The 21,082-nt window shown below is 69.5% G+C and carries 15 protein-coding genes; 9 read left to right on the forward strand and 6 right to left on the reverse strand.

The annotated features are described in order from the left end of the window. The first annotated feature begins 238 nt into the window (after positions 1-238). Positions 239-1,561, forward strand: coding sequence for a sensor histidine kinase (locus tag JHL17_RS35940; RefSeq protein ID WP_200199457.1), 1,323 nt, complete (start codon positions 239-241; stop codon positions 1,559-1,561). A 37-nt stretch (positions 1,562-1,598) separates the two neighbouring features. Next, positions 1,599-1,997: a response regulator gene (locus JHL17_RS35945; RefSeq protein WP_200199458.1), complete on the forward strand. Its 399-nt coding sequence runs from the start codon at positions 1,599-1,601 to the stop codon at positions 1,995-1,997. Positions 1,998-2,065: 68 nt separating this feature from the next. On the opposite strand, the gene JHL17_RS35950 is transcribed toward JHL17_RS35945, so the two are convergent. From JHL17_RS35950 to JHL17_RS35960, 3 genes are read right to left on the reverse strand one after another with little or no spacing between them, the layout of a single operon-like run. Next, complete coding sequence (locus JHL17_RS35950) at positions 2,066-2,752, reverse strand: nitroreductase (RefSeq protein WP_200199459.1); 687 nt, start codon at positions 2,750-2,752, stop codon at positions 2,066-2,068. 35 nt (positions 2,753-2,787) lie between these two features. Continuing rightward, entirely contained in the window at positions 2,788-3,273 is a 486-nt protein-coding gene (locus JHL17_RS35955; RefSeq protein WP_200199460.1) for an OsmC family protein, read from the reverse strand. Between the two features lie 15 nt (positions 3,274-3,288). Beyond that, the gene (locus JHL17_RS35960; protein ID WP_200199461.1) at positions 3,289-4,182 is read right to left on the reverse strand and encodes an AEC family transporter; all 894 of its coding nucleotides are present in this window, start codon (positions 4,180-4,182) and stop codon (positions 3,289-3,291) included. Between the two features lie 347 nt (positions 4,183-4,529). Here JHL17_RS35960 and bcsA point away from each other — a divergent pair, with 347 nt between their 5' ends. Genes bcsA through bcsN form a run of 5 tightly spaced genes read left to right on the forward strand, consistent with a single transcriptional unit; the run spans position 4,530 to position 12,923 of the window. Next, a complete protein-coding gene (gene bcsA, locus JHL17_RS35965) occupies positions 4,530-6,815 on the forward strand; it encodes a UDP-forming cellulose synthase catalytic subunit (protein ID WP_200199462.1) in 2,286 nt (761 codons plus the stop codon). Positions 6,816-6,828: 13 nt separating this feature from the next. Then, the gene (locus tag JHL17_RS35970) at positions 6,829-9,354 is read left to right on the forward strand and encodes a cellulose biosynthesis cyclic di-GMP-binding regulatory protein BcsB (protein WP_247894073.1); all 2,526 of its coding nucleotides are present in this window, start codon (positions 6,829-6,831) and stop codon (positions 9,352-9,354) included. Further along, a complete protein-coding gene (locus tag JHL17_RS35975; protein WP_200199464.1) occupies positions 9,351-10,403 on the forward strand; it encodes a family 8 glycosyl hydrolase in 1,053 nt (350 codons plus the stop codon). Before JHL17_RS35970 ends, JHL17_RS35975 begins: the two co-directional genes overlap by 4 nt. Then, positions 10,400-12,229 (forward strand): tetratricopeptide repeat protein, encoded by a 1,830-nt coding sequence (locus JHL17_RS35980; RefSeq protein ID WP_200199465.1) that lies wholly within the window; start codon positions 10,400-10,402, stop codon positions 12,227-12,229. Before JHL17_RS35975 ends, JHL17_RS35980 begins: the two co-directional genes overlap by 4 nt. Positions 12,230-12,239: 10 nt before the next feature. Beyond that, complete coding sequence (bcsN, locus tag JHL17_RS35985) at positions 12,240-12,923, forward strand: cellulose biosynthesis protein BcsN (protein WP_247894074.1); 684 nt, start codon at positions 12,240-12,242, stop codon at positions 12,921-12,923. Between the two features lie 15 nt (positions 12,924-12,938). Here the strand turns inward: bcsN and JHL17_RS35990 are convergent, their stop codons facing one another. From JHL17_RS35990 to JHL17_RS36000, 3 genes are all read right to left on the reverse strand, one after another. Then, on the reverse strand, positions 12,939-16,415 hold the full coding sequence (locus tag JHL17_RS35990) for an indolepyruvate ferredoxin oxidoreductase family protein (RefSeq protein ID WP_247894075.1): 3,477 nt from the start codon (positions 16,413-16,415) through the stop codon (positions 12,939-12,941). 171 nt (positions 16,416-16,586) lie between these two features. After that, positions 16,587-18,224 (reverse strand): GMC family oxidoreductase, encoded by a 1,638-nt coding sequence (locus JHL17_RS35995; protein WP_200199468.1) that lies wholly within the window; start codon positions 18,222-18,224, stop codon positions 16,587-16,589. Positions 18,225-18,352: 128 nt separating this feature from the next. Next, complete coding sequence (locus JHL17_RS36000) at positions 18,353-19,261, reverse strand: LysR family transcriptional regulator (RefSeq protein WP_200199469.1); 909 nt, start codon at positions 19,259-19,261, stop codon at positions 18,353-18,355. Between the two features lie 123 nt (positions 19,262-19,384). Here JHL17_RS36000 and JHL17_RS36005 point away from each other — a divergent pair, with 123 nt between their 5' ends. Together JHL17_RS36005 and JHL17_RS36010 are read left to right on the forward strand one after the other, a co-directional pair. Next, positions 19,385-20,029, forward strand: coding sequence for a DsbA family protein (locus tag JHL17_RS36005; protein ID WP_200199470.1), 645 nt, complete (start codon positions 19,385-19,387; stop codon positions 20,027-20,029). 26 nt (positions 20,030-20,055) lie between these two features. Next, complete coding sequence (locus JHL17_RS36010) at positions 20,056-20,979, forward strand: MBL fold metallo-hydrolase (protein WP_200199471.1); 924 nt, start codon at positions 20,056-20,058, stop codon at positions 20,977-20,979. Positions 20,980-21,082 lie beyond the last annotated feature (103 nt).

The raw sequence follows: 21,082 nt of genomic DNA on the forward strand, positions 1-21,082 counted from the left end.
CAGAAGGGAGTCCATCCGATGCCTGCCGAAGCACCGGATGGACTCCGAAGCCGTCTCCCGTCGCATCCCGCTTCGGGCCGCCCTGGTGTCGGGACGGGCATTTTCCGGGAAGAAGACCGCCACGACGGTCGGTCGACAAAGCGATTTTTTTGATTCACGTCATTGCTGCCGATAGGGGGAAATTTAAATTGTTTAGACCGCATACGAGGTGATCGGCGGTGCGACGCGGGGACGGCTCATGCCCATCGATACGGATGCCAGCTTTGCGCGCCGGACGGTGCGTGCCCGTGCCGCCAGACTGTCGGCGCTGCTGCTCGGCGGGCTGTTCGTCGGCTTCCTGCTGCTGGTCGTCGTTTTCATCGAGTACCGCCGAGCCATCGATTGGGTGGACCACACGCACGAGGTCATCTCCACCGTCGAGGAAGTGTGGTCGAGCCTGTCCCATGCCGAATCCGGCCAGCGCGGATACCTGTTGTCGCAGGACCGGCGCCATCTCGCTTCCTACGAGGAGGGGGCGGAGCGTAGCCGGACGTTGCTGGACCGTCTCGGTTCGCTGACCGCCGACAACCAGGACCAGCAGGACAAGGTGAAGGCCCTGCGGGGGCTGGCCGCCGACAGGCTGAACCAACTGGCCGAGGTCCTGCGGCAGGCGGACGAGGCGGGGCTGGAGCGGGCGCTGGTATTGGTCCGCGAGGGGGCGAGCGGCACCACCATGGGTGAGGTCCGGCGGCTGATCGCCACCATGCGGGCGGAGGAGGACGTGCTGCTCGCCGGGCGAAGCCGCAATGCCTCCTTCCTCGAACTGCTGATGATCGGCTACGGGCTGACCTTCCTCACTGTCGCCGCCTGGCTCGGCGTCTCCACCGTCCGCCGGCTGGAGCGGGATTATCAGGCGGAGCGGGCGGAGGGGCAGGCGCTGGCGGCGTCGTTGCAGGACAACCGGATCCTGCTCGACGAGGTCAACCACCGGGTGAAGAACTCCTTGCAGATCGTCGCCAACCTGCTGCGGACCCAGGCGCTGAAACACCGCAGCCAGGAAGTGCGGCAGGAGTTGCTGGACAGCAGCACCCGCGTGCTGGCGATCGCCGAGGTTCATCGCCGCCTCTACGGCGAAGGGGCGGTTTACGACACGGTCGAATTGTCGGACCTGATCCGCAGCATCGCCGAGAATGCCGTCCCGTCCGCCGGCACCGGCGAACAGTCGATGGATATGGCGGTTCAGGCGTCGCTGTCGGCGCCGGTCGAAACGGCGGTGCCGGTCGCGCTCATCGTCAACGAACTGCTGACCAACAGCTATAAGCACGCCTTTCCCGACGGCCGGCGCGGTACGGTCAAAGTCGATATGGCGGTGCAAGGCAACGAGGTCCGCATCGACGTCGCCGATGATGGCGTCGGTCTGCCCGAGGAAGTCGCGAGCAGTGCCGGCGGCGGCTTCGGCTTGAACACGGTCCGCAATCTTACGCGGCAAATAAGGGGGCGTCTGGAGATCGAACGTTTGACACCGGGGACGCGCTTCCTTTTAACTTTCCCCATAAAGCCGAGAACGCCAACCCAGGCGTGACGACCCCCGTCATCGTGCGAAATTTACAAGAAAAACAATGAAGATATTGATCATAGAAGACGAATATCTTATCGCCGAGGGCGTGTCGCTGACGCTTCAGTCGGCCGGCCACGAGGTGACGGGGATCGCCGAGGATTTGTCCTCCGCCCTTGCCCTGGCGGGACAGGAGAGGCCCGACATGGCCTTCGTCGACATCAAGCTGGCCAACGGGTCCAGCGGGCTCGACGTCGCCCGCGCGTTGAAGGGCATGGGCGTCACCTGCGTCTTCGCCACCGGGAACCCGCCCAACAAGGCGCAGGCCGGCGGAGTCGGCCTCGGCTATATCGCCAAGCCCTTCTCGCCGCGCGTGCTGGTCCAGACCGCGGCCTTCGTCGCCGGGGTGCTGTCCTCCGGTGCGTCGGCTGCGATGGCGCCCAACGGATTCAATACGCTGTAGAGTGTGATCGGTTCGAGCGGAATCGCCTGGACCGTGAGTCACACGGAAAAATCAAAATCCTGGAGTCCTCAGAAGCCGGTGAACCGGGTGAACGCCGCCGCCGGTTCGCGGTCGGTCGGGAAGTTGTTTTCCGGCGCCGACCAGTCGGCGAAGCCCAGCGCCATGCCGCTGGCGATGATTTCCGTGTCGGGCAGGCCCAGATGGCGGGCGGTGATGGCGTGGCGGTAGCAGAAGGCCGCTTGCGGGCAGGTTTCCAGCCCGAAGCCGCGGGCGACGATCATGACGTTCTGCATGAACATGCCGAGGTCGAGCCAGGCCCCCTTGCCCATGTCGCGGTCGATGCTGAAGAACAGCCCGACCGGCGCCCCGAAGAACAGCCAGTTGCGGCCATGCTGGCGTGCCATCCGCTCGTGGGCGCCCTTGCCGATGCCGAGCGAGCCGTAGAGCGCCCAGCCGACCGCGCGCCGACGGCCGAGATAGGGTTCCCGCCAACTCTCCGGGTAATAGGGATATTCCGGCAGCTCCGGCTCTCCCGCCTCATGGGCGGCCAGCAGCTCCGTCGACAGGGCGGCGCGCGCCTCGCCGGCGATGGCATGGACCTTCCAGGGCTGGATGTTGGAACCGCTGGGCGCCCGGGCGGCGAGGTCCAGGATGCGCAGCACCGTCTCGCGCTCCACCGGGGTGGGCAGGAAGGCGCGGATGCTGCGCCGGCCGGCGACGGCATCCAGGACGGAGGGGGGAGCGGCGTCGGCCATGTGCATCTTCCTGCTGGTGGTGTGAGCCGGCCGGATCAGTGATCCGCACCCGCAATCTCCACCGCCGGCTCGTGCCGGACCGGGAAGTTGACCGACCGGGCGATGAAGCATTTCTCCGCCGCCTCGTGATGCAGGGCGAGCGCCTTGTCGGCGTCGGACCCCGGCGCCAGGGTCACCCGGGGACGCAGCACGACGGCGGTGAACTGGCCCGCGCCGCCGGCCTCCTCCTCCATCACCCCCTCCGCATCGTCGGTATAGGCGGTGACGACGATCCCGGCGGTGGCGCAGAGATGCAGGTACCAGAGCTGGTGGCAGGACGACAGGGCGCCGACCAGCAGTTCCTCCGGGTTCCAGCGGGCCGGATCGCCGCGGAAGGCCGGGTCGGAGGTGGCGGGGATCGCCGGCTTCGTCCCGGCGCTCAGCGCATGGTCGCGGCTGTAGGCCTTGTAGGCCGAGGTGCCGGTGCCGAGATTTCCGGTCCAGTCGAGCCGGACGGAATAGCGGTGTTCCCTGTGCGCCATGGAATCCTCCCCTCTCTATTGCATCACGATCATCAGGAGCGCCGGCAGGCCGACGAAGGCCATGGCGGTGGAGCCCAGGACCATGCCGGCCACATCCTCCGGCGCGTTGCCGTAGCGGAGCGCCCACAGATAGTTGAAGACCGCCACCGGCATCGAGCTCTGCACCAGCACCACGCCGCGGGCCGCCCCGGTCAGCCCCATCGCCCAGGCCACCAGCAGCCCCATGGCGAAGCCCGCCACCAGCCGGAAGGCCGACATCGACAGGGCCCGCACCGCACCCGACAGCCGCAGCTTCGACAGCGCCACCCCCAGCGAGAACAGCATCAGCGGCACGGCGCAATTGCCCAGCAGCGTGGTGGTGTTGCCGATCCAGACCGGCAGCGGCAGCCCGGCCAGCTGGATCGTCACCGCCAGCGCCACCGCATAGATCGTCGGCGTGCGCGCCATCTGCCACAGGTCGAAGCGCCCGGCGGCCAGTGCCGGACCCAGGGTGAACTGGCCCACCGACATCACTGCATAGAACAGCACGGCGAGGCTGAGGCCGTTCTCCCCGAAGGCGAACAGACAGACCGGCAGTCCGAGGTTGCCGGCATTGGGGAAGGCCATCGCCGGCACATAGACCCGCAGCGACAGCCCGCTCGCCAGCAGCACCGGCACCGAGGCCAGCGCGGTCAGCGCCATGCAGAGCGTCGCCGCCAAGGCCATCTCCCCGATCGCATCGGCCGACAGGTGCAGCCGGGTCAGGGCGGAGAAGACCAGGCAGGGTGACGACACGTTGATCGCGAAGGTGGTGATGAAGGCACTGTCGTAGGGAAGCTGCCGTCGGGTCCAGCCATACCCCAGCGCCGCCACGACGAAAACCGGGGCCAGCACGGCGAATGCATCGGACAGAAGCGCGAAGGTGGGCATGGACGGCGACAAGACCCTGCTGCAACCGGGGGGTGGACGAATTGTCCGTCACCATGGCGGCATTCCTGCGCCGCGTCATCCCCCCAAGCCCAAGCCGGCATGCAGGGCAGCCGCGCAAAGCAACCTGTTGCGGCATCGCCGGGCCGCCGCGGACCGCCACGAGTCGCGGCTCCCCGGCCGAAGAAGCGCCGGCTTCCGGCAAGCGGGGCGCCGTTACTCAGATGACACAGGTCCGGCGAACATGGCTTTTGAGCAACCTTTGTCGCAAGTCAGTAACGATTTGTAACGAAGCTTGAGCGATAAGGGGGCGCCCGTTAAGGTGGAATGGCCTCTTTCCGCGGATCTACATGACTACCTCGCCCGGCGCCAAGACCGTTGTTCGGCCCCTGAACAATAGCGCGCAACAAGCCAAACGACAGTCCGGCATGAAGACACGGCGCTTCTCACTGCGATCCGTTCTGCTTTGGATTTTATTGTTGCTGTCGGCGGGTTTGTTTCTTGCTTTGGCAGCGCTCCCCGTTGGAAGATTTGCCAGTGCCGCCATCTCGGTCGGCGTGGTCGCCGCCGCCTTCGTGCTGGGGCGCTTCGCCCGGCGCTTCTGGCATGCCCGCACCCTGACCGTGCTGCTGCTGGCCTTCGTCACCTTCCGCTATTTCTTCTGGCGGCTGACCGGCACGCTGCCGCCGGTGGACGATCCGGTGAACTTCATTCCCGGCGTGACCCTGTTCGCGGCCGAAGCGCTGTCCTTCGTGCTGTTCCTGACCTCGCTGTTCGTCATCATCGACCCGCTGTCCCGCGAGCCGTCGGAGCCGACGGGCGATCCCGCCTCCTGGCCCAGCGTCGACGTCTACATCCCCTCCTACAACGAGGAGCCGGAGCTGCTGGAGACGACCCTGGCGGCCGCGGTCTGCATCGACTATCCCCGCGACAAGCTGCACGTCTATCTGCTGGACGACGGCGGCACCGACCAGAAGCTGGCCCATGCCGACCCGGAGCAGGCCGCCGCGGCGAAGCTGCGGCGCGAGACGCTGACCGCGCTGTGCGAGCGGCTGCAGGTCACCTACATGACCCGGCCGCGCAACGAGCATGCCAAGGCCGGCAACATCAACCACGCCTTCCGGAAGACGTCGGGCGATCTGGTGCTGATCCTGGATGCCGACCATGTTCCGACGGTGGGCATCCTGAAGGCGACGGTCGGCTTCTTCCAGCAGGATTCCGGCCTGTTCCTGGTGCAGACGCCGCATTTCTTCGTCAATCCCGACCCGGTCGAATACAACCTCGGCACCTTCGAGCGGATGCCGAGCGAGAACGAGATGTTCTACTACTCGATCCAGCCGGGGCTCGACCGCTGGAACGGTTCCTTCTTCTGCGGGTCCGCCGCCATCCTGCGCCGTGCGGCGCTGGAGGAGGTCGGCGGCTTCAGCGGCGACACGGTGACGGAGGATTGCGAGACCGCGCTGGAGCTGCATGCGCGCGGCTGGCGCAGCGTCTATCTGCCGCGCCCGCTGATCGCCGGGCTGCAGCCGGAAACCTTCGACAGCTTCATCGCCCAGCGGTCGCGCTGGACCCAGGGCATGATCCAGCTGTTCCTGCTGAAGAACCCGCTGTTCAAGCGCGGCCTGTCGGTCTCGCAGCGGCTCTGCTATCTCAGCACCATGCTGTACTGGTTCTTCTGGTTCTGGCGGCCGATCTTCCTGCTGTCGCCGCTGTGCTATGCCCTGTTCGGGCTGGAGATCTATCGCATCAACCTGCCGGACTTCGCCTGCTTCGTCATTCCGCACGTCTTCGCCGCCGCCTTCCTGTCGCAGTTCCTGCACGGGCGGATGCGCTGGCCGCTGTTCTCGGAACTGTACGAGTATCTGCAGTCCTTCCATGTCTCCCGCGCCGCCCTGGCGACGTTGATCCGGCCGCGCGATCCGGTCTTCAAGGTCACCGCCAAGGGCCAGTCGGTGGAGGAGGACGGCTTCTCCCCGCTCGCCACCCCGTTCATCGTCACCACGCTGCTGCTGGCCGCCGGGCTGGCGGCCTGCGCCTGGCGCTATTCCATCTTCCCCGAACACCGGGCGGCCATCGTTCCGGTGGCGGTGTGGTGTTCCCTGAGCTTCCTGCTGGCGCTCGGCGGCCTTGCCGTCGTCTACGAGCGCAAGCGCGTTCGCCGGCAGGAGCGCTTCACCGTCGACCGCGCGGCGGTGCTGAAGTTCGAGGACGGGACCAGCATCGACCTGACGGTCGCCGACGTGTCGGCCGGCGGTGTCGGGCTGCTGGTCGACCCGAAATGGCGCGAGCTGGTGAGCCGGCCCGACCAGACGCCGGTCCTGACCATCGCCGCGACGGAGACGGAGGCGGCGACCACCACCGGCGTCCGTTTCTTCCGCATCGAGATGCGCGGCGGCGAACTGGCGGTCGGCGCCGGCTTCGCCCCGCGCGATCGCCAGGACATCGTGGAGATGGCGCGCTTCGTCTTCGGCAACAGCGTCGGCTGGGACATCTTCCTGGACCGCAAGCGGGTGGCGGCCCCGACCTTCTTCGGCGGCCTGCTGTTCTTCGCCACGCGGGTGGTGCCGCGGCTGGGGCATGTGCTGCTGGCCCTGCCCGGCGCGCTCCGCCGCATCCTGACCTTCCAGGCTCCGTAAGGCGATGGCGGGGATGCGGAACCATACCGGCGCCGGCCGGGCAGGGTGGATCCTGCTGGCGCTTCTGTCCCTGTGGCTCGGCTGCACGGCCCCGGCGCTGGCCGTCGACCGCCGGGTGATCCCGCTGTCGAATTTGCGCGACGGCCAGCCGGAGGTCACCCTCAACGGCGAAACCGAGACGGTGGCCCTGCGCGCCGTCCTGCCGCCGGTGGTCGGGCTGACCTCCGCCGTCCTGGCGCTGAGCTACGAGAACGGCATCGACATCCTGCCCGAAAAGGGATCGTTGTCGGTCTTCATCAACGGCTCGCCGGTCGCCGACCTGCCGCTCGCCGCCTTCAAGGGACCGGTCAACGCCTCCATCACCCTGCCGGGCAGCCTGATCCGCCCGGGCGAGAACCAGATCGTCTTCCAGACCACCGCCCAGCACCGCGCCATCTGCACGGTCCGCGGCACCTACGATCTGTGGGCGCGGGTCAATCTGGCCGCCTCGTCGCTGACGCTGCTGTCCGACGGCGGGGTGCCGGAGCCGGATCTCGCCATGCTGCGCCAGCTGCTGGCCGGCGCCGACCGGGGGCGCGAACCGCTGGCGATCCTGTATCCGGGCAACGAGGTCGACGTCGATCATCTGGGCTGGGGCTCGATGGTGGCGCAGTCCTACGGCCTGCTGCTCGGCGACCAGACGCCGCGGGTGATGGCGGTGCCGGTGCCGGGCAAGCCTGCCGGCGGCGCCGCGCCGACGCTGGAGACCCTCCCCCTGCCGGGTGGCAAGAACATCCTGATCGGTACCCGCGACCGCATCGCGCCGCTGCTGGGCGAGACGCGTGCCGCCGCCGTCACCGGCCCGTTCCTCGCCGTCTATCCCGTCCCCGCCGCCGGCGGGACGGGCGGCGGCCCGGGCGGCGGTTTCGTCGCCGTCGCGTCCGGCCGCACGCAGCAGGAGGTCGATCAGGCGGTGATGCGGCTGGCCGACATCGGCCGGCCGCTGCCGACCCAGACCGCGATGATCGTCACCGACGCGGCGGCGCCGGCTGCCCCGCCGATCCCGCCGGTGCAGGCGGAGGGGCGCTACCGCCTGTCGGATTTGGGCTTCCAGACGGTGCAGCACAGCGGCTACCGCTATGCCGGCCGCATCGGCCTGACCCTGCCGGCCGGCTTCGCACCGGTCGGCGACCGCTCCATCCTGTTCCATGTCAACGGTGCGTTCGAAGGCGATCTCGGCCCCGGCGCGGTGTTGAACGTCCGGGTGAACGGCAAGTCGGCCGGCGCCATGGAGATCGACAAGCGGTCCAGCGGCGTGATCGACAATGGCGAGATGCCGCTGCCGATGGCGCTGTTCCGCCCCGGCCCCAACCTGATCGAGATCGAGGCGGAACTGCCGCCGGCCGGCGGCACCGATTGTGTCTTCGCGGTTCGGCGCCCGACCTTCACGCTGCTCGACACCTCGAGCATCGAGATTCCCGGCTTCGCCCGGCTGGTCACGCTGCCCAGTCTCGGCGGCTTCGCCAACACCGCCTTCCCCTATGGCGGCATCGCCGGGGGAGAGCCGGCGCCGCCTTTCGATCTCGTCGTCGTCGGACGCGATCCCGCCTGGTTCGGCGCCGCCTGGAGCCTGGCCGCCAAGCTGGCGCAGCGGGCGGGCGACCTGATGGCGGTGGTGCCCTATGTCGGCTGGACCGCTGCGCCGGCCGACAACGCGCTGATCGTCGGTCCGATCGCCGCGGTGCCGCAGGCCGTCTTCGCCTCCGCCCCCCTTCCCGCCGACCGTCTGGCCGGGCTGCTGGAGGCGGGGGCGCTGATCGCGCAGGCCAAGGCCCGCGGCGAACCGATGGCCGCCGCCGACCGTCGCGCCCTGGCCGACCGGCTGCGGCAGGGCTGGTCCGGCAATGCCGCCCGTGCCGGCGCGGTGCGGACGGGGATGGTGCCGCAGCCGCCGGGCATGGCCGGGCCGGCGCTGGCGGCCGACGGCGGCGCCACGAACCGCTGGCAGAGGATGGCCGGCGATGCCAAGGAATCGTCCACCGCCGCACGCGGCTGGATGCCGGACTGGGCGCGGCGGGTCATGGCGGCCGCGGCGCGCTACGTCAACCATTGGACGGAGGAGGATGCGCCGGTCGACGTCGCCGCGCTGGCCGAAAATACCGAGATGCTGCCGGAAGCCGCCCTGCTGCAATACCGGGCGCCGGGTGCCGAACCGCTGACCTGGACGCTGCTGACCGCCTCGGATCCGCGCTCCATCGACCGCGCCATGCGCAGCCTGGGCGAGGCGGGGGTGTGGGACAAGCTGCGCGGCGGCGGCGCGCTGTGGAGCAGTGCGGCGCCGGCCGTGACCACGCTGGAAGCGTCGCGTCCCTACCAGATCATTCTCAATCCCTTTGACATCGGCAACCTGATCCTGATTCTGGCCCGCAACCTGTCGCAGCGGATCGAGCTTCTGTTCGCCCTGCTGCTGGGAACGGCGGTCGTGCTGACGGTCAGCATGCGCCTGCTGCTGAAGAGCGGCCACCAGGAACGGAGCGGGCAGGGGCGGAGCGGATCATGATGGCATCGAGGCGCGACATGCTGGTCGGAACCGCCGCCCTCGGGCTGGCCGCCGCGCTGCCGGGGCGCGTGGGCGCGGCGCCCTTCGACGGGGCGGCGTGGCGCCGCTATGCCGAACGGTTTCTGCTGCCGGAAGGGCGGATCGTCGACACCGGCAACAAAGGCATCAGCCATTCCGAAGGGCAGGGCTACGGCATGCTGCTGGCGGTGGCGGCGGGCGACCGCGCCGCCTTCGACCGGCTGTGGGGCTGGACCCAGCGCGTGCTGATGGTGCGCGGCGACGGGCTGGTCGCCTGGCGCTGGACGCCGGACGGCGGCGTCGCCGACCGCAACAACGCGTCCGACGGCGACATGCTGATCGCCTGGGCGCTGCTGCGCGCCGCCGAGGTCTGGCAGGCCGAGGCCTACCGCACCGCCGCCGCCGCCATCGTCAAGGCGCTGGCCGCCGGGCTGCTGGTCGAGCATGCCGGGCTGGCCGTGCTGCTGCCGGGGCGCGACGGCTTCCGCAAGGGCGACACGCTGGTCCTCAATCCCAGCTACTGGATTTTCCCGGCCATCCGCGCCTTCGCCGCCCTTCCGGGGGGAGAGCGCTGGGGCAGGCTGTCCGATGCCGGGCTGGTTCTGCTGTCCAAGGCGCGCTTCGGCGGGTTCGAGCTGCCGCCGGACTGGATGGCGCTGGACGCCGCCGGGACGGTGACGGTCGCCGACGGTTTCAAGAAGCAGTACGGCTACGACGCCGTGCGGGTGCCGCTCTACTTGGCGTGGGACGGCTACCGCGATCCCTATTATTTCCGTCCCTACGCATCCCTGGTGGCGAAGTTCGGCGGGACGGCTGTTCCCGCCACCGTCTCGCTGCCGGGGGGCACCACCACCCAGGTAGCGGCGTCGGTCGGCATGCTGGCGGTCTACCGGCTGGCCTGCCGCCTCGCCGGTTCCGCAGCCGCCGACGCGATGACGGTGCCGCCGCTGGCGCCGGACGAGGATTACTACTCCACCACCTTGGCCCATCTTTCCGCGCTGGCGGCGCAAAGCCTGGGGATCGATCCGTGAGCCGTTCCGTCCTTCTTTCGGCCCTTCTTCTGGGTGGCATCGCCGCGACCTTCGGCGGCCCCGATGCCTTGGCGCAGGCGAACGGCAACGGCCGCGCGCTCGCCCCCGGCGTGAAGGTGGAGGTGGCGCCCGCCCCCGGCAGCGGGCCGGCCCCGGCCGCCGGCAAGCTGGACGAGTCGGCCTTGCGCTATTACGCCCGGATCGGCGACGGCGAAAGGCTGGAGGCCGAAATCGCCCGCCTGCGCGCCCTCGACCCGGGCTGGGAGCCGCCCAAGGATCTGTTCGCGCCGCAGCCGGCCGCCGCGGGAGTCGACGAAAGCCCGTTCTGGACCCTGCTGTCGGCCGGCAAGGTGGCGGAGGCGCGGGCGGCCATCGCCGAGCAGCGGCGCAAGTCGCCGGCCTGGCAGCCGTCCGAGAAGCTTCTCCAGGAACTCGACCTCGCCGAGAGCGCCGGGCGCATCCGCTCGGCCAGCGACACCAAGCGCTGGCAGGACGTGGTCGATGCCGCCACCGCCAATCCGGAGGCGGTGGCCTGCAACCGCCTCGACAATGCCTGGCGCCTGGCGGAAGCCTATGCCGAGCTGAAGCAGGCCGACCGCGCTTTCGAGACCTACAAGACCATCGTCACCACCTGTCCCAAGGCCAAGGAGCGGCGCGACACCCTCTTCAAGGCGTCCCGCTATCTCGGACCCGACCGCCTGCGCGAGCTGGCCGCGCTGGGGGCCACCGCCAATCCGGCGACCGGGGAGGATTACTCGACCGTCCGCGCCGCGGAAGCCGAGCTCGAGACCGGCCGGCTGCTGGAGCGTCTTGGGAACGCCAAGCCCGGTGCCCTGTCGGCGGCCGACCTGTCGCGCGTCCAGGGCATCATCCGCGACAAGCAGGATGCCGACGGCGCCATCGCGCTCGGCTGGTATTTCCAGAAGCAGAAGAACTACGCCGAGGCTCAGAGCTGGTTCTCCCAGGCCAATGGCTGGGCGCCGTCCGACAAGGCGGCGGAAGGGCTGGTCCTGGCCTACAATGGCTTGGGCGAGAAGGCGCAGGCCCGCGCCGCCGCCGAGCCCTGGAAAGGCAAGTCGAGCCGCATCGACCAGGCGCTGAAGGCGGTCGACCCGCCGCGCGGCCCTTCGGGTCCGGGCGGTGGACGCAGTGCGCCGCAGGGGCCGAGCGAGCTCGACCGGGCGCTGGCCCGCCACGACTTCGCCGGCTGCATCGCCATCATCCGCAGCAGCATCGAGCGGAGCGGGCCGACCGCCGTCCTGTTGCAGCAGCGCGGCTGGTGCCTGCTGGAGCTGAAGCGCCCGTCGGAGGCCGAGGCCGCCTTCGTCGAGGCGCAGGCCCTGGCCGCCCGCGAACCGGCCCCGAAACCGGCCAAAGGTGGTGCATCTGCGACCGGAAAGGGAAGCGATCGCAATCCGGCCGCATCAGGACTGCCGCAGACGCCGACGCCGGCGCAGGAGAACGCCTATGGGCAGGCGATCGCCCGGCTGACGACCGGCGACGTCACCGGCCTGACCCGCGACCTGCCGCGCGCCAACCTGACCCCGACGCAGAAGGCGGAAATCCGCGCCTCGCTGATGGCGACGGAGGCCGGCCGGGCGCTGGAGGACAAGCGCTACCACGATGTGCTGCGCCTGCTCGACGCCCGCCGGGAGCTGGAGCCGGAGCCACGAAACCTCGGCATCCTGCGCGGCTGGGCGCTCTACAACCTGATGCGCTATGACGAAGCCTATGTTCAGTTCAAGTCCATCGACGACCGGCTGAGCACCGAGGACTCGCGCGAAGGCGTCAGCACTGCCTGGAAGACGATCTACCATGACTGGTAAGGGAGCCCCGATGCCCGAGACGTCGATGGTTGGGACTGCGAGGCGCGCCGCGCTGTGGGCGGCTCTGGCGGCAGCCACGCTTCTGACCTCCGGCTGCGCCGGCTGGGTTCGCGACAACCTGACCCAGTCGCCCACCCCCTGGCGCCGCATCCAGCCGGCGGCATTGCCGGTGACCCTGGGGGAAAGCCGCGACTTTGCCATCGTCGCCGCCCGCATGCGCGACACCGGCACGATCTACAAGACCTACAATGTTGCACTCGGCAACCCGACGACCCTGCCCGGCGAGAACCGCTTGACCATCGACGTGCAGACCCTGCCCGACAGCCTGTTCGGCGCCCTGGTCCAGCCGCCGCGCGTCTTCCCGGTGCCGCTCTACACGATGGAGACGCTGACCGTGACCACCCGGCGCGAGTTTCCCGACATGAAGGTCAAGGTCGCCGACGCCGCCCGCCGCAACCGCTACGGCGACTACGACTACGCCACCGCCCAGGACGAGCAGAACAGCTGCGTCCTGGCGTGGCAGCTGATCAACGACCACAAGCGGGTTCTGCCGGAACGGATCGAGGCGGTGCGGGTGGAATACCGGGTTTGCAGTGTCGGCTCCAACATCCGTGCCCTGCTGGCCCCCTTCGACGGCATGACCCTGACCCTGCCGGAGACGATCCTGGACGCGCAGGATCTCGGGGGGATGTAGGGGCTTGCAGGCCGCTCACGCCGCCTGCGCCGGACGCTCCCGCAACCGCTGTTCCAGCGCCCGCCAGCGCGGCTCGACCGCGTCCATCGCGCGATGCTTCACCGGGCCGAAACCGCGGATCTCCTGCGGCAAGGCCGCCAGCTCCACCGCGGTGGCGAGGCGGTCGGTCGACAGATGCTCGACGATGTCCGCCACAGTCGCCTCATAGCGGGCGATCAGCGCGCGTTCCATCCGGCGTTCCGCCATGTAGCCGAACGGGTCGAGCGCGGTGCCGCGCAGCCGTTTCATCGCCGCCAGCCCGCGGAACACCGGCAGGATCCAGGCGCCGAGCGCCATCTTGCGCGGCTCGCCATACCCGTTGGTCTCGCGCGACAGCAGGGGCGGGGCAAGGTGGAAGACCGGCTTCCAGCCGCCCTCGAAACGCTCCGCCAGGCTCTTGGCGAAGGCCGGATCGCTGTGCAGGCGGGCGACCTCATACTCGTCCTTGTAGGCCATCAGTTTGAAGGCGCTGCGCGCCACCGCTTCTGCCAGCGCGGTCGATCCGGGGGCAACGCGACCCTCGGCCTGCCGCGCCCGCTCCACCAGGGCGCGGTAGCGGTCGGCATAGGCGCGGTCCTGATAGTCGGCCAGGAACGCCGCACGCCGTTCCACGATGCTGGCGAGGTCGCCGGCCGGCGCCTCCTCCTCCGCGCCCAGGGTCGCCAGCAGCTCCGGCCGGTGCGCGGCGAGGCGGCCGAAGGCGAAGGCGCGCAGGTTGGCGGGAACGCCGGTGCCGTTCAGTTCGATGGCGCGGGTCAGCGCCTCCAGCCCGACCGGCAGCAGCCCCTTCTGGAAGGCGACGCCCATTAGGAAGACGTTGGCGAGGATGCTGTCGCCGAACAGGGCGGTGACCACCCGGTTGGCGTTCATCACCTCCACCCGGTCGGGTCCGGCGGCACGGCGCAAGGACTGCAGCAGCCCGCCGGCATCGGGCAGCTTGCCGCCGTCGCGGGTGAAGGCGCCGGTCGGCGCGACATGGGCGTTCGCCACCACCCGCGTGCGGCCGAGCCGTACCGTCTTCAGCGCGTCGGGCGACGCCGCGACCACCGTGTCGCAGGCCAGGACAAGCTGCGCCTGCTTCGGGTCGATCCGCGCCTGATTGAGCCGCGCCGCGTCCTCCGCCACCCGCAGGTAGCTGTAGACCGCGCCGCCCTTCTGCGCGAAGCCCATGAAGTCGAGCACGGAGGACGCCTTGCCCTCCAGATGCGCCGCCATCGCCAGCACCGCGCCGATGGTGACGACGCCGGTGCCGCCGACGCCGACGATCAGGATCTCGGTCGGGTCCTCCGGCGCGCCGTACTGCGGCACCGGTAGCGCCGCCAGATCGTCGGCGAAGCGGGCGGCGACCCGGTCGGGGTCCGGCTTGCGCAGGGTGCCGCCGACCACCGAGACGAAGCTGGGGCAGAAACCGTCGGCGCAGGAATAATCCTTGTTGCAGCTCGACTGGTCGATCTGCCGCTTCACCCCGAATTCTGTCCGCTTCGGCTGCACCGACAGGCAGTTCGACTTCTTGCCGCAATCGCCGCAGCCTTCGCAGACCAGATCGTTGATCACCATCCGCCGTGCCGGGTCGGCCAGGGTACCGCGCTTGCGCCGGCGGCGCTTCTCCGCCGCGCAGGTCTGCTCGTAGACGATGGCGGTGACGCCGGGAATCTCGCGCATCTCGCGCTGGACGGCGTCCAGCTCCTCGCGGTGATGCACGGTGGTGAAAGGGGCCAGACCGCTGCGGCTGTCGTATTTCTCCGGCGCGTCGCTGACCACGGCGATGCGGGTGATGCCCTCCGCCGCCAGCTGACGGGTGATGGCGTCGACGGAGATCGGGCCGTCCACCGGCTGGCCGCCGGTCATGGCGACGGCGTCGTTGAACAGGATCTTGTAGGTGATGTTGATCTTGGCGGCCACCGCCTGCCGGATCGCCAGCAGGCCGGAATGGAAATAGGTGCCCTCGCCCAGATTCTGGAAGATGTGCGGGCGCTTGCTGAACGGCGCCTGCCCGACCCAGCTGACGCCCTCGCCGCCCATCTGGCTCAGCCCCACCGTGTCGCGGTCCATCCAGGAGGCCATGAAATGGCAGCCGATGCCGGCCATCGCCTTGCTGCCCTCCGGCACCTTGGTCGAGCTGTTGTGCGGGCAGCCGGAGCAGAAATAGGGCGTGCGGGGCAGGGCAGGGGCGGCGGGCGTCTCGCCTGGCAGCAAGTCAGCCAAACGGGCGGAGAAATCACGCTGCGGGAAACGGTGGCGGATGCGCTCCACCAGCGCCTTGGCGACGATCCAGGGCCGCAGCTCGCCGGTGGCGGGCAGGAGATGGGCGCCGAACTCGTCGGTCTTGCCGATGACGGCGCGGGGTCGCTCGCCGGCCGGCAGGTGGAACAGCAGATCCTTCAACTGGCCCTCGACGACGGCGGCCTTCTCCTCGACCACCAGGATCTCCTCCGCGCCACGGGCGGCGGCCAGGGCGAAGTCCGGCTCCAGCGGCCAGGACAGGCCGATCTTGTGGACCGACAGCCCGATCTCCGCCGCCTCCGCCGGACCGATGCCCAGGACGCGCAGTGCCTCCATCAGGTCGAGATGCGCCTTGCCGGTGGTGACGATGCGCAGCCAGCCGCCGGTCCCCAGCACCGTACGGTCGATTCGGTTGACGCGGGCGAAGGCCTTCACCGCCGCGACCTTGGCGGCCAGCCGTTCCTCGATGGCGAGGCTGGGCAGGTCGGGCCAGCGGTAATGCAAGCCCCCCGGCGGCGGGTCGAACGCCACCGGCAGGAAGCCGCGGTCCGGCGACGGCAGCCGCACGGTGGCCGAGCTTTCCACCGATTCCGAGACCGCCTTGAAACCGACCCAGGCGCCGGAAAAGCGCGACAGGGCGTAGCCGTAGAGGCCGAACTCCAGATACTCGCGCACGCCCGCCGGGTTCAGCACCGGCATCGACCACGCGATCATCGCGAGGTCGCTCTGGTGCGGCATGCTGGACGACACGCAGCCATGGTCGTCGCCGGCCACCGCCAGAACCCCGCCGTGCGGCGAGCTGCCATAGGCGTTGGCATGCTTCAGCACGTCGCCGGAGCGGTCCACCCCCGGCCCCTTGCCGTACCACATCCCGAACACGCCATCGACCGTGCCCTCGCCCGAGGATTCGACCTGCTGGGTGCCCATGACGGCGGTGGCGCCGAGATCCTCGTTCACGCCGGGGACGAAGGTGACGGCATGGGCGTCGAGATGTTTGCGCGCCTGCCACAGCGCCTGATCCAGCCCGCCCAGCGGCGAGCCGCGATAGCCGCTGACGAAGCCGGCGGTGTTCAGCCCCGCCCGCCGGTCGCTTTCCGCCTGGAGCAGCAGCAGCCGGACGAGAGCCTGGGTGCCGGACAGGTAGACTTGGCCCTCCGTCCGGCCGTAACGGTCGTCCAGGCGATAGCTGCGGTCGATCTCCGCCTGTTCTGCCCGCAGACCTTTCGGCATGCCGTCCATCACTCGTCCCCTCGGATTTCCATTCCGGGGACGAGTGTGCGCCGTTCGCAGGCAAATGATTTTGCGGGTTGACCGGGGATCGGGGGGCTTCGGAAAATCCTGTTGCGGATTGTTGGGGTATGAAGCGAAATTTTTGCGCGGTGCCGGCGCCTTTCGGCCGGGTCACCCCCGCTGGGCTGCCCGGCGCTCGGCCCGCATCAGGGCGGCGCCGCGTTCGGCGATCATCACCGTGGGCGTGTTGGTGTTGCCGGAGGTCAGGGTCGGCATCACTGAGGCGTCGATCACCCGCAGGCCGCGCACGCCCTTCACCCGCATCTCCGAATCGGTGACGGCGCCGGCATCGTCCTTGCCGCCCATCCGGCAGGTGCCGACCGGGTGGAAGATGGTGGTGCCGATGTCGCCCGCCGCTTGCGCCAGCTCCGCCTCGGTCCGGAAGCTGGGACCGGGCTTGTATTCCTGCGGGTGGTAGGGGGCGAGCGCCGGCTGCGAGACGATGCGACGGGTCAGCGCCAGCGCCTTGGCCGCCTTCGCCCGGTCGGCCGGGTCGGACAGGTAGCAGGGCGCGATGGCCGGATTCGCGTGATGGTCGGCCGTGGTGATCCGGGTCCAGCCGCGCGACGCCGGGCGCAGGTCGCAGACGCTGGCGGTGAAGGCCGGGAAGCCGTGCAGCGGGTCGCCGAACTTCTCCAGCGACAGCGGCTGCACATGATATTCCAGGTCGGCGCTCTCGACCTCCGTCGAGGATTTGGCGAAGACGCCGAGCTGGCTCGGCGCCATGGTCAGCGGCCCCTTGCGGAACAGCGCGTATTCCAGCCCCATCATCGCCTTGCCGAACAGGCTGCCGGCCCGCTTGTTCAGCGTGACGATGCCGTCGACCTTGTAGATCATGCGCAGCTGCAGATGGTCCTGCAAATTGGCGCCGACGTCCGGCGCGTCCAGCACCACCGGAATCCCGAGCCCCTTCAGATGCTCCGCCGGGCCGATGCCGGAGCGCTGGAGGATCGCCGGGCTGCCGATGGCGCCTGCCGCCAGCACCGTCTCGACCCTGGAGGTCGCCCGCGCCGGCTGCCCCTTCACGGTGAAGCGGATGCCGGTGGCGCGGCCGTCGGCGACCTCCACCCTGTCGATGGCGGCCTCGATGGCGAGCTTCAGGTTGGGACGGGAGAGCGCCGGGCGGAGGAAGGCCTTGGCGGCGCTCCAGCGGATGCCGCCCTTCTGGTTCACCTCGAAGCTGCCGACGCCGAGATTGTCGCCGCGGTTGAAATCGTCGTTGCGGGGAATGCCGGCCTGCTGCGCCGCCTCGGCGAAGCGGTCGAGCAGGTCCCAGCGCAGCCGCTGCCGCTCCACCCGCCATTCGCCGCCGGTCCCGTGCATCTCGTCGGCGCCGCGCCAGTAATCCTCGCTGCCCTTGAAGACCGGCAGCACCTCCCGCCAGCTCCAGCGCGAATCCCCGGTGAGGGCAGCCCATTCGTCGTAATCGCGCGCCTGTCCGCGCATGGCGATCATGCCGTTGATCGACGAACAGCCGCCCAGAACCTTGCCGCGGGCGTAATGGATGCTGCGGCCGTTCAGGCCCGGCTCGGCCTCCGTCTTGAAGCACCAGTCGGTGCGCGGGTTGCCGATGCAGAACAGATAGCCGGCGGGGATGTGCAGCCAGACCCAGCTGTCCTTGCCGCCGGCCTCCAGCAGCAGGACCGAGACGTCGGGATCGGCCGACAACCGGTTGGCCAGCACGCAGCCCGCCGTACCGCCGCCGGCGATGATGTAGTCGAAGCTGCCGAAGTCGAGCACGTCCGCCATCGCGTCCTTCCCAGGGAGACCCATTGATCTTTCGGACTTATTAGATTGCTGGTCGTGCAAACGATCCAGCGAAATTTCGCCGCACCGCCCTCAACTGCAACCCTGGCCGTAACCCTGGGCGCAACCGCTCAGGCTCTGCCACGCAGGCGTTCGCGTTCGGTCAGAAGATCCAGGAAGGCGCGGACCTTGGTCGGGCGGAAGCGGGCGGCGGGGAAGACGGCGTGGATGCCGCCCGACGGCAGGGTCCAGTCCGGCAGGATGTGGACGAGGTGGCCGGCAGCCAGATCCTCCGCCACGCAGTAATCCGGCAGGACGGACAGCCCCGCTCCCAGCCGCACCGCCTCCCGCACGGCGAAGGTGGCGTCGAACGCGATGGTCGCCCGGGCCGTGACCGTGCGCGGCTCGCCGGCCGTCCCGGTGAACTGCCACAGCAGCGGATTGCGCAAGGCCGTGTTGGCGATGAAGGGAAGGGCGACGATCTCCTCCGGTCCTCCGCCGCTCCCGATCCGCCGGGCGAGGTCCGGCGTGCCGACCAGAAGCTGGCGGAAGCTGCCGAGCTGGCGGGCCTGGAGGCTGGTGTCGGTCAGCCAGCCGACGCGGATGGCGAGGTCCAGGGTTCCGCCGACGAGGTCGAGCGACTGGTCGGACAACACCATGTCGGTCTTGCAGGCGGGGTGGGCGGCGGCGAAGGCGGCGATGGCCGGAACGACCACCGCCACCCCGTAATCGAAGGGGGCGGTCAGCCGCAGCAGGCCGGACGGCGCCGCCGCGCTTTCCGCCAGTTCGCCGAAGGCGTCCTCCGCTTCCCGCAGGATCACGACGCAGCGGCGGTGGAAGGCGATGCCGGCCTCGGTCGGCCGGACCTTGCGGGTGGTGCGGACCAGCAGGCTGGCGCCGACCTCCTCCTCCAGCTTCGCCACCTGCTGGCTGACCACCGCCTTGGTGATCCCCAGCCGGTCCGCCGCCGCGGTGAAGGAGCCGGTCTCCGCCACCGCCGCGAAATAGGCGATGCGGTTCAGGTGCCTGGGATCGCCCATGATGCGGAACTGCTGCGATTGTTTGCCAATGCCATACGATATGTCAGTTTTGTGCCGGCTACACAGCATAATCGCCGATGGTTAAAGTCGCTCATCACGTCATCGCCATGCACGGATGCGACAATGAGCCGGACTAGGATCATCACCTATCTGTTCGACCCGCTTTGCGGCTGGTGCTACGGCGCCTCGCCGGCAATCGCGTCGCTGTCGGACATCGATGATCTTGTGCTGGAAATGCTGCCGACCGGCCTGTTCTCCGGAGCCGGCGCCCGGCCGCTGGACGACAGCTTCGCCGGCCATGCCTGGGCGAACGACCAGCGCATCCATGAGCTGACCGGGCAGGTCTTCAGCGAGAAGTACCGTGCCGAGGTTCTGGGCGACCGTCGGCAGTCGGTCGACAGCGGCCCGGCGACGCTGGCCCTGACGGCGGTGGCGATGACCGCGCCCGACCGGGAACTGGCGACCCTCGCCGCCATCCAGTCCGCGCGCTATGCCGACGGGCGCGACATCACGGATCCGGCGACGCTGGCCGACATCCTCGGCGGTCTGGGGCTCGAAACGGCGGCGGCGCTGTTGACCGAGGGGCTGGACGAACTGATGGTCGTCGATGCCCTGCGGGTGGAGCGCGGCCGGCAGTTGATGGCCAGCTACCGTGCCAACGGCGTGCCGACCCTGCTGTTCGACGACGGTTCGCACCGGCGCAAGCTCGATTCGGAAATCCTCTTCTCCAAGCCCGGCAGGCTGGCCGCCCTTCTGCGCGCCCACTGACCGTCACCGCACAAAGGACATCGACGATGCTGACACGCAGGGACCTCCTTGCCACCGCCGCGCACGCCCTGACGCTGGCCGGTACCGCGACCCTCCTGGCCCCGGCCGGCAGCCTCGCCGCCACGCCCGCTTCGTCGGCGGCTCCATTGAGCTGGCGGGCGTTTCCCGCCGGTGAGGCCGGCTTCTTCCGCGCTCCGGTCCTGCTGTCCGGCCGCCGCGAAGCGATCCTGATCGACGGCGGCTTCACCCTGGCGGACGGCAAGGCGCTGGCGGAGGAAATCAAGGCGACCGGCAAGACGCTGACCACCATCTATGTCAGCCAGAGCGATCCCGATTATTATTTCGGCCTGGGTCCGGTGAAGGCGGCCTTCCCCAAGGCCCGCGTCATCGCCGCCTCGGCCACGGTCGCGGCGATCAAGGGCAATGTCGAGAAGAAGCTGGCGGTCTGGGGGCCGAAGCTGAAGGAGAACGGCCCGCAGACGCTGGCCGAGGTGGTGATGCCGCAGCCGTTCGACGGCGCCGCACTGACGCTGGACGGCCAGACCATCGAGATCGTCGAGGCCCAGGGGCTGCCGAACCGCCGTCACCTGTGGGTGCCGTCGCTGCAGGCCGTCTTCGGCGGGGTGCTGGTGTTCTCCGGCCTGCATGTCTGGACCGCCGATACCCCGACGGCGGAGGCGCGGGCCGCCTGGGTGAAGGCGCTGGACGCCATGGCCATCCGCAATCCGGCGGTGGTGGTCGCCGGTCATGCCGCGCCGGGCGCCACGCCCGATGCGGGCGCCATCGCCCATACCAAGGCCTATCTCCTCGCCTTCGAGGAGGAGCTTGCCAAGGCGAAGACCGGCGCCGAGCTGATCGCCGCCATGAAGCGGCGCTATCCCGACGCCGGGATGGGCATCGCGCTCGACATCGGCGCCAAGGTGGCGACCGGCGAGATGAAGTGGGGCTGACGCCACCCCGCCACGTCCGAAAAAGGGGTGTTTCCGAGGCAAAGCCCTTCTCCCCTTGCGGGGCGGGATCGGCCAAACGCCAACGGCGTTTTGCCGACCCGCG

The organism is Azospirillum endophyticum (assembly GCF_016595245.1).
Lineage (GTDB): Bacteria > Pseudomonadota > Alphaproteobacteria > Azospirillales > Azospirillaceae > Azospirillum > Azospirillum endophyticum.

Coding starts and splice junctions, on each gene's coding strand:
- JHL17_RS35990 (WP_247894075.1), bottom strand. CDS start 16,415: ATGCCGAAAGGTCTGCGGGCAGAACAGGCGGAGATCGACCGCAGCTAT.
- bcsA (WP_200199462.1), top strand. CDS start 4,530: ATGACTACCTCGCCCGGCGCCAAGACCGTTGTTCGGCCCCTGAACAAT.
- JHL17_RS35955 (WP_200199460.1), bottom strand. CDS start 3,273: ATGGCGCACAGGGAACACCGCTATTCCGTCCGGCTCGACTGGACCGGA.
- bcsN (WP_247894074.1), top strand. CDS start 12,240: ATGCCCGAGACGTCGATGGTTGGGACTGCGAGGCGCGCCGCGCTGTGG.
- JHL17_RS36010 (WP_200199471.1), top strand. CDS start 20,056: ATGCTGACACGCAGGGACCTCCTTGCCACCGCCGCGCACGCCCTGACG.
- JHL17_RS35975 (WP_200199464.1), top strand. CDS start 9,351: ATGATGGCATCGAGGCGCGACATGCTGGTCGGAACCGCCGCCCTCGGG.
- JHL17_RS35950 (WP_200199459.1), bottom strand. CDS start 2,752: ATGGCCGACGCCGCTCCCCCCTCCGTCCTGGATGCCGTCGCCGGCCGG.
- JHL17_RS36000 (WP_200199469.1), bottom strand. CDS start 19,261: ATGGGCGATCCCAGGCACCTGAACCGCATCGCCTATTTCGCGGCGGTG.
- JHL17_RS35970 (WP_247894073.1), top strand. CDS start 6,829: ATGCGGAACCATACCGGCGCCGGCCGGGCAGGGTGGATCCTGCTGGCG.
- JHL17_RS35945 (WP_200199458.1), top strand. CDS start 1,599: ATGAAGATATTGATCATAGAAGACGAATATCTTATCGCCGAGGGCGTG.
- JHL17_RS35940 (WP_200199457.1), top strand. CDS start 239: ATGCCCATCGATACGGATGCCAGCTTTGCGCGCCGGACGGTGCGTGCC.
- JHL17_RS35995 (WP_200199468.1), bottom strand. CDS start 18,224: ATGGCGGACGTGCTCGACTTCGGCAGCTTCGACTACATCATCGCCGGC.
- JHL17_RS35960 (WP_200199461.1), bottom strand. CDS start 4,182: ATGCCCACCTTCGCGCTTCTGTCCGATGCATTCGCCGTGCTGGCCCCG.
- JHL17_RS36005 (WP_200199470.1), top strand. CDS start 19,385: ATGAGCCGGACTAGGATCATCACCTATCTGTTCGACCCGCTTTGCGGC.